General features: G+C 65.5%; 10 protein-coding genes. 5 read left to right on the forward strand and 5 right to left on the reverse strand.

What is annotated here, in order from left to right; all coding sequences use genetic code 11:
• Window positions 1-193: 193 nt before the first annotated feature.
• From purH to htpX, 4 genes are all read right to left on the reverse strand, one after another.
• The gene (purH, locus tag CK221_RS13110; protein WP_095778035.1) at window positions 194-1,810 is read right to left on the reverse strand and encodes a bifunctional phosphoribosylaminoimidazolecarboxamide formyltransferase/IMP cyclohydrolase; all 1,617 of its coding nucleotides are present in this window, start codon (window positions 1,808-1,810) and stop codon (window positions 194-196) included.
• A gap of 96 nt (window positions 1,811-1,906) precedes the next feature.
• Window positions 1,907-3,631 (reverse strand): heparinase II/III family protein, encoded by a 1,725-nt coding sequence (locus CK221_RS13115; protein WP_095778036.1) that lies wholly within the window; start codon window positions 3,629-3,631, stop codon window positions 1,907-1,909.
• A gap of 148 nt (window positions 3,632-3,779) precedes the next feature.
• Window positions 3,780-5,165 carry an RsmB/NOP family class I SAM-dependent RNA methyltransferase gene (locus tag CK221_RS13120; protein WP_245430633.1) on the reverse strand — a complete coding sequence of 462 codons (1,386 nt, stop codon included), beginning with the start codon at window positions 5,163-5,165 and terminating at the stop codon, window positions 3,780-3,782.
• Complete coding sequence (gene htpX, locus CK221_RS13125; protein WP_067001483.1) at window positions 5,156-6,169, reverse strand: zinc metalloprotease HtpX; 1,014 nt, start codon at window positions 6,167-6,169, stop codon at window positions 5,156-5,158. Before htpX ends, CK221_RS13120 begins: the two co-directional genes overlap by 10 nt.
• A gap of 105 nt (window positions 6,170-6,274) precedes the next feature.
• Between htpX and CK221_RS13130 the strand changes: the two genes are divergently transcribed.
• Window positions 6,275-6,484 (forward strand): DUF1674 domain-containing protein, encoded by a 210-nt coding sequence (locus CK221_RS13130; protein ID WP_095778038.1) that lies wholly within the window; start codon window positions 6,275-6,277, stop codon window positions 6,482-6,484.
• A 102-nt stretch (window positions 6,485-6,586) separates the two neighbouring features.
• Here CK221_RS13130 and CK221_RS13135 read toward each other — a convergent pair whose 3' ends face one another.
• Window positions 6,587-7,252: an HAD-IA family hydrolase gene (locus tag CK221_RS13135; protein ID WP_067001487.1), complete on the reverse strand. Its 666-nt coding sequence runs from the start codon at window positions 7,250-7,252 to the stop codon at window positions 6,587-6,589.
• Between the two features lie 80 nt (window positions 7,253-7,332).
• Between CK221_RS13135 and CK221_RS30245 the strand changes: the two genes are divergently transcribed.
• From CK221_RS30245 to CK221_RS13150, 4 genes are all read left to right on the forward strand, one after another.
• Entirely contained in the window at window positions 7,333-7,476 is a 144-nt protein-coding gene (locus CK221_RS30245; protein ID WP_179295121.1) for a hypothetical protein, read from the forward strand.
• A complete protein-coding gene (locus tag CK221_RS13140; protein ID WP_067001492.1) occupies window positions 7,476-8,345 on the forward strand; it encodes a transglutaminase family protein in 870 nt (289 codons plus the stop codon). Before CK221_RS30245 ends, CK221_RS13140 begins: the two co-directional genes overlap by 1 nt.
• 301 nt (window positions 8,346-8,646) lie before the next feature.
• Window positions 8,647-10,065, forward strand: a complete 1,419-nt coding sequence (locus CK221_RS13145) for a pilus assembly protein (RefSeq protein WP_095778039.1) — start codon at window positions 8,647-8,649, stop codon at window positions 10,063-10,065.
• A gap of 409 nt (window positions 10,066-10,474) precedes the next feature.
• Window positions 10,475-11,743: a cyclopropane-fatty-acyl-phospholipid synthase family protein gene (locus tag CK221_RS13150; RefSeq protein WP_095778040.1), complete on the forward strand. Its 1,269-nt coding sequence runs from the start codon at window positions 10,475-10,477 to the stop codon at window positions 11,741-11,743.
• Window positions 11,744-11,753 lie beyond the last annotated feature (10 nt).

An 11,753-nucleotide genomic window follows, 5' to 3' on the forward strand; every position in this document is an offset into this window, starting at 1 on the left:
CGCGCGCGGCTACGACACCGGGGGGCCCCCCCCCCACCGCCCCCCCCCCGGGGGGGGTTCTATCCCCCCCCCCCGGGGGGGGGGGGGCCCCCCCGCCCCGGGGGGGGGGGGGGCGGGCGGCGCCATCACCCCGCCCCGGTGCGCTCGCAGGCGAGCGCACCGACCCTCCCCATCGAGGGGAGGGTAGTGGCTCTCAATGCCTGAAGTGCCGCACGCCGGTGAACACCATGGCGATGCCGTGCTCGTCGGCGGCGGCGATCACGTCCTCGTCGCGCATCGAGCCGCCGGGCTGGATCACGGCCGTGGCGCCGGCCTCGATGGCCGACAGCAGGCCGTCGGCGAAGGGGAAGAAGGCGTCGGAAGCGACGACCGAACCCCTGGTCAGCGGCTCGGCCAGGCCAGCCGCCTCGGCAGCGTCGAGCGCCTTGCGGGCGGCGATGCGCGAGGAATCGACGCGGCTCATCTGGCCGGCGCCGATGCCGACGGTCGAGCCGTCCTTGACGTAGACGATGGCATTCGACTTGACGTGCTTGGCGACGCGGAAGGCAAATTTAAGGTCGGCCATCTCGGCCGGAGTCGGCGCGCGTTTCGTCACCACCTTGAGCTCGAGGTCGTCGACCACCGCATCGTCGCGGCTTTGCACCAGCAGCCCGCCGGCGACCGATTTGGCAACCGTGCCGGCGGCGCGCGGGTCGGGCAGGCCGCCGGTGACCAGAAGGCGCAAGTTCTTCTTCGCCGCTATGATCGCCGCGGCCTCGTCGGTGGCATCGGGCGCGATGATGACCTCGGTGAAGGTCTTCACGATCTCTTCCGCTGCCTCTGCGTCGAGCATGCGGTTCATGGCGACGATGCCGCCAAAGGCCGAGACCGGATCGCAGGCCAGCGCCTTTGCGTAAGCCGCCTTCAGCGTCGCGCCCTCGGCCACACCACACGGGTTGGCGTGCTTGATGATGGCTATCGCCGCTGACCGGGTCGGATCGAATTCACCGACCAGTTCGAAGGCGGCGTCGGTATCGTTGATGTTGTTGTAGGAAAGCTGCTTGCCCTGCAGCTGCCTGGCGGTCGCGACGCCCGGGCGCTTGTCGCCGGAGAGATAGAAGCCGGCGCCCTGATGCGGGTTCTCGCCATAGCGCATCACCTGGTCGAGACGGCCGCCGAAGGCGCGCCAGGTCGGATGCTCGATTTCGAGCGTGTCGGCAAACCAGCCGGAGATCGCCGCATCGTAGGTCGCGGTGCGGGCAAAGGCCTTCGCCGCCAGCTTCTTGCGGAAATCGAGCGACAGCGAGCCGAGATTCATCTCCAGCGCGTTGAGCACTGAGGCGTAGTCGGCAGGGTCGGTGACGATGGCGACATAGGCGTGGTTCTTGGCCGAGGCGCGGATCATCGCCGGGCCGCCAATGTCGATGTTTTCCACGATCGAGGCGTAGCCGGCGCCGGAGCGGCGGACCTCCTCGAACGGGTAGAGGTTGGACACGACGAGGTCGATCGGCTGGATGTGGTGGTCGTGCATCGCTTTCGCGTGCTCGGGGTCGTCGCGCACGCCGAGCAGGGCGCCATGCACCGAGGGATGCAAGGTCTTGACGCGACCGTCCATGATCTCGGGAAAGCCGGTCAGCTCCGAAACATCGCGTACGGCCAGGCCGGCCCCGGCGATCTCCTTCGCGGTGCCGCCGGTGGAGACCAGCTCGACGCCGGCGGCGGCAAGGGCTTTGGCAAAGTCGATCAAACCGGTCTTGTCGAAAACGGAAAGCAGCGCGCGGCGAATCGGAACGAGGTCGGGCGCCGGAATGTTCTTGGCGGGGACGGCCATGGCTGGCGGCCTTTCAAGGCTGGTTGGGAACGTTCGCGGGCCGTAGCATATGAGGCTCGGAAATCAAGCGCGCAACTCGGGTTCCTTGGCCGCGAATCAATTGTTCTCGGGATAGCCGGCGACGGCGGCGCGCGTCAGCTGCCAGTGCACCTCGGCGATCTCCGAGGCCTTGAAGGCAAGCACGATCTGCCGGCTGCGGCGCGGTCCGCCGAGCCCGGCGAAATAGATGGATTCCTCGATTTCCGGCGCCACTTCGGCACAAGTGAACACCCAGGTGTCGCCCTGGGAGGCCGCCAGGGTCAGGCGGCCCTGCTCGTCGTGCAGCAGGCCGATGTCGGGATGGGTATGGAAGCGCACGGTGACGAAGTCGCGGCCATTGTTGCGGATCGCCGCACCTCCGGGGCGAAGGAAGCGGTCGCGGCCGGTCAGCACATTGCCGTTCTCCGCCAGCTTCAGCTCCCGCTCGTGCAGCAAGCCGAAGCGCGCGGCATAGCCGTCGTGGCGCGCGACAAAGCCCTGCACACCCTTCTGGTCGATGCGCTTGCAAGGCACTAGCTGCGGGCCGCCGATCAGCGGCGAGCCGAGCAGGTCGCTGACCCGCAACGAGTGACTGAAGCGCGCCGAGGACGTGTCGTTGACGGTGGCGGTCGAATGCGCGGCGGTGGCGCGGGCGAGCGGCCGGAACTCGGCGGCGCCATAGGTGTCGATGCCTGCGTTGACGATGAAATGCTGGCGCCCGGAGGAAAGCTCGAAGGCGAGGCAGCCGGCATGCGCCGCGTTGGAGATGTCGACTGGCGGCGGCAGGCCGGTGTCGGCAATCACCGTGACGCCACCCATCGACAGGCGCTCATAGCCGGAATGGGGCGCGTGCAGCAGCGGCGCGCCGACCGTGTCGTCATGACGCAGGATGGTGGCGATGCGATCGTGGATGGTGGCGCCCATGCCGTTGAAGCGGGCAAGGCTGCCGTCCTGGTGGCGGAAGAAGCGCAGCGCCGGCAGCATGCGGTCGATGGCGTTGATCAGCGCCGGCGGCGGCGCCTCGGCCTGGTTGGCATAGGTCTGGCGCAACGGCAGAAGGTCGGCCAGCAATTCCAGCACCGTCATCGGGTTGCGCGAGATGTGACCGCCGTCCGGCAGGATCTGGTGGTCGAGCTCCTCGGCCAGGTTGCGCGTGGCGGCGCGCAGCGCCGAGGCCGGCGCGGGTAGCGACAGGGTGGAGAAGGCGAGCGCGATGCGAGCGCGCAGCCTGTCCTTGCCGTCCGGCATCTCGCGCGCCATCGATCTGAGATAGCGGATCTGCATGGCGAGCGATTTGAGGAAGGCGCGGTAGAACGGGAATTCAGCGCCTTGCAGCACGACCGAGGAATGCTGGAGCCAGGCAATCACCCGCTTGGCTGTCGTGCCAGGCTCCCAGGCGACGCCCGATATCTGGTTGCCGTGCATGACGATCCAGTCCGAGACCAGGGCGCGAGCGTTGGCGGCGGCGAGCTCGGTGCCTGCGGCGCGCATATGGCGCAGCCAGCGGAAGCCGTGCAGCGACTTTTGCCAGCCGCGGTTGGGCACATTGATCTGGAAAGGCGATTTGCCGCCGGTCTCGACCATGTGGCCGGACAGCGGATAGCGGCCATAGTAGATTTCGAGCGCGATCTGCGGGTCGGCGAGCCTCAGATCCGGCGGCGCGATGAGGACGCGCTCGGGCGTGCGGCCGGAATAACGCCAGCGATAGATAGGACCGGCACGAAGGCGCCGGCGCGTTTTGCGCCAGAACTCCCTCGCGACAAGCGTCCAAAGACGCGTCGTGCTGCCGGCAGCAAGTGCCAAAACCCCTCCTGATAGTCGTCAGCCCCTAAGCACAAGCTTATATGATTCAAAAACTTATGCGAAGGCGGATTTCGCCGAAGTGAACCCCTTGACGCGGCCATGGCCTGGGCGTCGCTAAAAAAGTCGGCAAGATTTATGCAATAACGTCCTAAATCGTCCTTCTCATCCGGGCGGCAAAGAAGCCGTCGAGCCCCGAAACCCCCGGTGAATTCAGCACCAAATCGGCGGGGGTGGTGCGCAGCGTGCCATCGGGCGTGAGGAAGGGATCGAGGCCGGCGAATTCACCCGCTTGGATCGGATCGGAGATCACGCCGCGAGTTCCGGCAAGGAAGACGCGATAAAGCTCCTCGCCCTCGATCGGGTCGAGCGAGCAATTGGAAAAGACGAGTCGTCCGCCCGGTTTGACGAGAGTGACGGCGTGAGCGAGCAGGCGCCGCTGCAGCGTGGCGAGCTTCTCGACATCGGCCATGGTTTTTGTCCACGGCACGTCGGGATGCCGGCGCACGGTGCCGGTCGAGGAGCAGGGCGCGTCGAGCAGCACGGCGTCGAACGGCTCCGCCGGCCGGTAGTCGAGCAGGTCGGTGTGCGCCAGTTCGGCCGAAAGGCCGAGGCGTTTTAGGTTCTCACCCAGCCTGGCCAGCCGGTTCTTTGAACTGTCGACGGCGGTGACGTTCGCGCCGGCGAGGATCAGCTGGGCCGTCTTGCCGCCGGGCGCGGCGCAAAGATCGGCGATGCGTTGTCCCTCGATGGCGCCGAAAAGGCGCGCGGGCAGGGCTGCCGCCGCATCCTGCACCCACCAGGCGCCCTCGGCGAAGCCGGGCAGATCGGTGACGCCGGTCTGCAGCTTCTCGACGCGCACGGTGCCGGTCGGCAGCACGATGCCGCCCAGCTTCTCCGCCCAGAGCGAAGGGTCGGTTTTAACGGTGAAATCGACCGGAGCCTCATGGCGATGGGCGGCAAGAATGGCCTCCGCCCTGGCGGCGCCATAGGCTGTGGCCAGTCGGTCTGCGAACCACTGGGGCGCCTCGGTCGTCGCGGCGAGCGTCGGCGCCAGCTCGGCGCCCTTGGCACGCGCCAGCGAGCGCAGCACGCCGTTGACGAGACCGGAGAAACGCAGCGTGCGTGGGTCGGACTTGGCGTGGGTGACGGCGAGGTCGACGGCGGCGCTGTCGGGGATGTCGAGAAACAGGATCTGCGCGGCGGCCACGTGCAGGATGTGCGAGAGCACGGTGGCGTTTGCCGGCAACGGCCTTTCCAGACGCCTTGCAAGCAGTCCGGCAATGGTCATGCGGTGGCGCAGCGCCGTGACCAGAATGGCGCGCACCAATGCGCGGTCGCGTTGGTCGAGCGCCTTGTATTGCGGGTGGCCGTGCTCGTTGTCGGTCAGGCCGTCGAGCGGGGTATGGGCATCGATGACGGCGGCAAGCAGGCGGGCGGCCGCCTTGCGCGCCGCGAGGCCGGCGACCGTTTCGCTCGCACTTGCGTCACCTCTGCCTTGGGTTTGCGGTCGGCGCTTCGCTCCGCTCACGACCACGGACCTTTGGATCCTCCGCCGCGAGGGCCGGTCGGGTTGCGACCCCAGGGATTGGGCTTCGGCCGCTCCGGCTCGGCCGGCTGGCTCCATGGCCCTGCCTGCGGCTCGTCCGGCTGGCCTGGCGCAGGGGCTTCGCGCCGCGCGGCTTGGGCGGCACCGCTCATCTCGCGCGCCATCTGCTGCAGGGCGGCGATGCGGTTCTCTGTGCTCGGGTGGGTCGAGAACAGATTGTCCATGCGCTCACCGTGCAACGGATTGATGATGAACAGATGTGCCATCGCCGGATTGCGCTCGGCATCCGGATTGGGAATGCGCTCGGCGCCGCGCGCGATCTTGTCGAGCGCCGAGGCGAGCCACAACGGATTTCCGCAAATTTCGGCGCCGCGCCGGTCGGCCTCGTATTCGCGGGTGCGGCTCACCGCCATTTGCACGATCATGGCGGCAAAGGGGGCAACGAGCATGGCGACAAGCACGCCGACGAAGCCCAGCGGATTGTTGTTTTCGCGGCTGCCGCCGAAGAAGAAGGCGAAATTGCCGAGCATCGAGATCGCGCCGGCAAGCGTGGCGACAATCGTCATGGTGAGCGTGTCGCGATGCTGCACATGGGCGAGTTCATGCGCCATCACCGCCGCTACCTCTTCGTGGCTGAGCCGCTCCAGCAGGCCGGTCGATGCGGCCACAGCGGCGTTTTCGGGATTGCGGCCAGTGGCGAAGGCGTTCGGCTGCGGACTGTCGATCAGATAGGTCTTCGGCATCGGCAGGCCCGCCTGCTTGGCCAGCGCCTCAACGATCGCATAATATTCGGGAGCGTTCCTCTCGTCGACCTCGACGGCGCGGTTCATCGACAGCACCATCTTGTCGGCATTCCAGTAGCTGAACAGGTTCATGCCGGCGGCGAACAGCAAGGCGATCACCATGCCGCCGGTGCCGCCGATCAGAAAGCCGACGCCCATGAACAGCGCGGTCATCGCGGCAAGGAGCATGGCGGTGCGAAGCGTATTCATCGTCTCTTCCGTCTGGCGTGGTGGCGAATAGGGGTCGATCCTGCCATTGTCATGGCTATATGATGGGAAAGGCCGGTCCCCGTTTCAATCGGCAGGAAGCATCGCATGACCGAACAACCCAACAAAACCGAAGGCGCCAAGCCGCAAAGGACGCTGTCGCCTGAGGCGCAGCGCGCATTGGCGGAAGCGGAAGCCAGGCGGAAGGCATACCGCGAGGCGGAAGCCCGCCTGCCGAAAGAGTTCGGCGGACGCGGCGGCAAGGAACCCGGGCGCTACGGCGACTGGGAGGTGAAGGGTCTGGCCACTGATTTTTAATGACACTCAAGGCGCGTCGCGCTGAAGCGGATTCAGGCGACGCGCTTTAAGCGCTTGTTTGCGCTGCCGTCTTCGCAAAACCGCTGCACACCGCGACATACGTCAGGCCGCGTCGCGCTGCGGCTCGATGATCATCCAGCCATTGTCGTCCGTGGCGACGCCGAGGGCATCGTAGGTGGCGATGCTGGCGTGCTGCGTCACGACCGGATGGACATGCGTGGCGCTGATCACCATCACCGAGGCGCCGGAGGCTTCGCCCGCGGCGATGCCGGCCGGGGCATCCTCGAAGACGAGGCAATCGCGCGCCTCGACGCCGAGACGCTTTGCCGCCAAAAGAAAACAGTCGGGCGCCGGCTTGCCGCGGGTGACGTCCTCGGCCGAGACCATGATGGCCGGCACCGGAATGCCGGCCGCCGCCATACGCAGCAGCGCGAGTTCCCGCGGCGCCGAGGTGACGACCGCCCAGCGCTCCGGCGGCAGCGACTTGAGAAACGCCACAGCACCCGGAATCGGAACGATGCCCTCGAGGTCGGCCGCCTCGGCCTCGAGCAGCGCATCGGCTTCCACGACGGGATCGACGCCGGGAAGCTTCAGCGCGGCGATGGTCTCGATCGCGCGCTTGCCGTGGATCGTCGGCAGGAAGCTCGCGACGTCGAGGCCGTGACGGCGAGCCCACTTGGTCCACACGCGTTCCGCCGCGGCGATCGAATTGAGGACCGTGCCGTCCATGTCGAAAAGGAAAGCGGCAAACTTTCTGCCTGGGTACATCGGATATCCTGGGGAATCGTTTTCGGGGAGCGCGAAACGCGCCGCTATCCTAACCTCCGAAGCGGAGCCTGCAAAGGCGCATGCCGGCATTTCGACTCGCCGCCGGAACAACGCTCCTCATTGCGGCGTTCTCCAACCAGTCTTGCAAGACCACCAACAAGGGCAAGACCACCAACAAGGGCAAGACCACCAACAAGGGCAAGACCACCTACAAGGGGAAGTGATGCTGATCAGGCTCGGCTACGAAATCGCCATCGAATGCGATGCCGCGACGCCGATCATCGCGCTTCTCGACATCCACCCGGATCGCCATGCCGACATCAAGCGGCAGACGCGCTTTCTCACCTCGCCTTCGGTGCCGACGACCACCTATCGCGACAGCCATGGCAATATCTGCCGCCGCTTCACGGCGCCGGCCGGCGGTTTTCGCATCCTCTTTGATGGGGTGGTCGAGGACAGCGGCGAGGCCGACGAGATCAACACGCTGGCGCGCGAAATGCCGGTGGCCGAGCTGCCGGACGAGGTGCTCGTCTACCTGCTCGGCAGCCGCTATTGCGAAACCGACCACCTCAGCAACCTCGCCTGGGAGCTGTTCGGCCACCTGCCGCCCGGCTGGGCGCGCGCGCAGGCGATCGTCGACTATGTCCATAGCCGGCTTTCGTTCGGCTACGGCTATGCCCGCGCCACCCGCACGGCGGCGCAGGCGCATGAGGAGCGCGTCGGCGTTTGCCGCGACTTCGCGCATCTCGCGATCGCGCTCTGCCGCGCGATGAACATTCCAGCGCGCTATGTGAACGGCTATCTCGGCGACATCGGCGTGCCGGCCGATCCGGCGCCGATGGATTTCTCAGCCTGGATGGAAGTGTTCCTCGACGGGAAATGGTACGCGTTCGATCCGCGCCACAATCGTCCAAGGATCGGCCGCGTCGTGATCGCGCGCGGCCGCGACGCCACCGACGTGCCGCTGCTGCACAGCTTCGGCCCGCATCGGCTTACCCTGTTCAAGGTGTGGACCTATGAGCAGGAAGGCAACCTGTTCAAGCCGCCGCATCACGGCATCGACAGGACCGCGAGCGCCCAGATGCTCGCGTAAGCCAGGCGGCTGTTTCACTGCGGCGCCAGCACCAGCGCTGACCCGCTTTGGCACAGGGCGCACTGTGCCGAAGCGGGAAGGGCCGCAATCGCTCCGCCACTCATGGTAAGCGCTTTATGAACGGCATTTCCCTATTGCGTTTCCATTTACCCGCCATTCACCTTCCTGTCTGCCGTATTCCAGCAGAAACAATGAGTTAGCTGTCGCTCCGCGCCTTCGAACAGAAGGGTGGCCGTGTCTGGCCGAAATCCTGCAGCGCTTCCGTTGAGCGGCACCGAAGCCGCAGCAGGCGGGGGTGAGGATGCGGCAGTTGAAAGGTCTCGCTCGTGGGGTGGACGGCTTTGCGCGGGATCGCGGAGGCAATTTCGCGGTTCTGTTTGGGGCTGCCGCATCGGTGCTGGCGCTGGGGGTGGGATTCGCAGTCAATATCGCGCAGGTCTACAATGCGAGATCGAGTCTGCAGAGCGTCGTCGATGCCGCTGTGACTTCGACGGCACGCGATCTCACCCTAGGCATCATCAAGGAAGCCGATGCCGACGCGTCGGTACAGGCATTTCTCGACGCCAACAGCGCGGCCGGCATCTTGCAGGCCGACCAGATCGTGCTCGACAAGCTCACCATCGACAGGACATCGAAGACCGTGCAGGTGAATGCGCATGCCGATGTCGGCCTCTATTTTCCGCTGTTCAGCGTTGGCGATATGCAGCGTGTCGGCGCCTCGACCACCGCGCTCTATTCGGATAAGAAGATCGAGGTGGCGCTGATGCTCGACATCACCGGCTCCATGGCGGCCAACAAGCGCGCCAAGACCAATAAGATCGGCGACCTGCAGGCGGCAGCGTCGCAGACGGTCAAGGATCTCCTGGGACAGAACCGGGATCCCAGCGAGCCTCGGGTCCGGGTGGCGATCGTCCCCTATGCCGAGGCCGTCAACACTGGCGGCCTCGCCGACACCGTCTTCGTCGAGACGTCGGCCGGACCGAAGCTGCCGCCGCCGATCGATGCGCCGCTTGCCGTTTCCGTGACGACCGCGCCTGACAAATGCGCCACCGAGCGCAAGGACAAGGACGGCTATGCCGATTATTCGTCCGACGGCCCGTATACGCTGCGGCAGGACAACAATGGCAGGACCTATGAGGCCAAGGTCAACCGCGACCACCGCATGAAAGTGTGTCCATCCGCGGCTTTGGTTCCGCTGACGGCCGATCAGGACAAGCTGCTCACGGCCATCGGTCATTTCCAAGCTGCGGGCGTGACGGCAGGTGGCATTGCCGCGCAATGGGGCTATTACATGCTTTCGCCGTCCTGGCGTTCAGCCATCGCCGATGCCCGCCTGGGCGCCGGTCCGGCGAATTTCGATCCGAAGAAAGTGGCAAAGATCGCCATCCTGATGACGGATGGCCAGTTCAACACCGCCTTTGCCCGCGGGCGGGGCACGTCCGCGTCCGACGACGAGGGCCGGAGATCGCGCGCCAATGCCGAAGCCATTTGCGAGAATATGAAGCACGACGGCATAGAGGTTTTCACCATCGGCTTCGATCTCAACGATCCGTCGATGACGACGACCGAGAGGGATCAAGCGAGATCCGTATTGAAGGACTGTGCGACCGACGACACGTCGTCGCTCAAGCATTTTTACGAGGCCGCCACGGGCGCCGAACTGTCAGATGCCTTCGATCAGATCACCCGCAATATCGAGAAGCTCACCATCAATCGCTGACCCACAGGGCAGGCCGCGAGAAAAGGAAAAGGCCGCCGCTTCTTGAGGAAGCAGGCGGCCTTCCGTGTTTCCGTCCATGACGCGGCTCCTGGCGGCGACCCCTTCGGGTCACCTGCCGCGCGTCTCGCGCCTTAACGGGAAGACTGCTTCCCGGAAGTGCAATCCGCTGAGCTCACGTTATGGAAAACGAAATCACTCGACATCGGATCACCTCCTTTCGGTTTGTTGAACACAGCCGAATGATGGGGTGCGTCGCGGCAAAACACAAGATGACGCTACGGAATGGCCGTGCATCGGGCGAGGATCATCCTCGCGCGATGCTTTTGCGCAACAGATCGGGATTGCGGTCGACAGGCCGGTGGACGACAGTGGCGCTCGAGGGCGGTGTTTCGCCTATCGGGAGGTGGGAATGGACGCCGCCGACAGAGCCGCGCGGATCGTACGCAGGGTCGTCGAGACCTTGAAGCCGGGTTTTGCGGTCAGGCTTTGGACCGGCGAGCGGATCGGGCCCGCCGGCGGTCCGGTCCTTGCCATCAACGATCAGGACATCGTCTGGCAACTGGTGCGGCGTCCTGCCTTCTCGACGCTTGTCGAGATGTGGATTTCCAAGACCGTCGACATCGAAGAGGGCACGCTGTTCGACTTCTACGCCGTGCCCTCGCAGGGCAGGCTCAAGACGAAGCTCAGATCATTGCCCAAGCTGGAGATCCTGCGCGACCTGCCGGTGGTGCTGTTCTCGCGAAAACAGATGACGGCGCGCAGCGACCTCTCCGGCCGCAACCCTTATGTCAGCGGGTCGAACAAGGAAGCGATCCAGCATCACTACGACATTTCGAATGCCTTCTACCGGCTCTTCCTTGACGAGCGCATGGTCTATAGCTGCGGCTATTTCAAGGATTTCGCCAACGGCATCGACCAGGCGCAAGTCGACAAGCTCGACCATATCTGCCACAAGCTCAGGCTGAAGCCCGGCGAAAGGCTGCTCGACATCGGCTGCGGCTGGGGCGCGATGCTGATCCATGCGGCGAAGCATTACGGCGTCGTCGGCCATGGCGTCTCGCTGTCGCGGGCCCAGACGGAGCTTGCCCGCGAGCGCATCCGCGCCGAGGGTCTCGAGGACCGCATCACCATCGAGATCAAATCCTACGCCGAGCTCTCCGGCGCGTTCGACAAGATATCGTCCATCGGCATGTTCGAGCATCTGGGTATCGCCAATCACGACGCCTACTTTTCGGCCGTCCATCGTCTGCTCAAGCCCGGCGGCGTCTATCTGCACCACGCCATCACCAGGCGCAGCAAGGGCGACATCCGCAAGACGTTGCGCAAGGGCCCGGAATACAAGGCGCTGATCAAATACATCTTCCCAGGCGGAGAGCTCGACACGATCGGCATGACGCTCGGCAATCTCGAGGCGCGTGGCTTCCTCGTCCATGATGTCGAGAACCTTCGCGAGCATTATCAGCGCACCTGCCGGCTGTGGGCCGAGCGTCTCCATGCGCGCTTCGACGAGGCGATCGCCGAGGTCGGCGAGGCGAAAGCTCGGCTATGGCTGCTCTATCTCACCGGCTGCTCGATCGCCTTCGAACGCGCCTCGGCGCAGATTTTCCAGACGGTCGCCACCAAGCGCGCGCGCGGACCAAGCGGCCTGCCGCCGACGCGTGAGGATTTGTACCGGTAGGGACAGGCAG

This window comes from Mesorhizobium sp. WSM3868, assembly GCF_002294785.1.
Classification (GTDB): Bacteria; Pseudomonadota; Alphaproteobacteria; order Rhizobiales; family Rhizobiaceae; genus Mesorhizobium.

Bases quoted from the DNA above. Each gene is read 5' to 3' on its own strand.
- purH (WP_095778035.1), bottom strand. From the start codon at position 1,810: ATGGCCGTCCCCGCCAAGAACATTCCGGCGCCCGACCTCGTTCCGATT.
- htpX (WP_067001483.1), bottom strand. From the start codon at position 6,169: ATGAATACGCTTCGCACCGCCATGCTCCTTGCCGCGATGACCGCGCTG.
- CK221_RS13130 (WP_095778038.1), top strand. From the start codon at position 6,275: ATGACCGAACAACCCAACAAAACCGAAGGCGCCAAGCCGCAAAGGACG.
- CK221_RS13135 (WP_067001487.1), bottom strand. From the start codon at position 7,252: ATGTACCCAGGCAGAAAGTTTGCCGCTTTCCTTTTCGACATGGACGGC.
- CK221_RS30245 (WP_179295121.1), top strand. From the start codon at position 7,333: ATGCCGGCATTTCGACTCGCCGCCGGAACAACGCTCCTCATTGCGGCG.
- CK221_RS13140 (WP_067001492.1), top strand. From the start codon at position 7,476: ATGCTGATCAGGCTCGGCTACGAAATCGCCATCGAATGCGATGCCGCG.
- CK221_RS13145 (WP_095778039.1), top strand. From the start codon at position 8,647: ATGCGGCAGTTGAAAGGTCTCGCTCGTGGGGTGGACGGCTTTGCGCGG.
- CK221_RS13150 (WP_095778040.1), top strand. From the start codon at position 10,475: ATGGACGCCGCCGACAGAGCCGCGCGGATCGTACGCAGGGTCGTCGAG.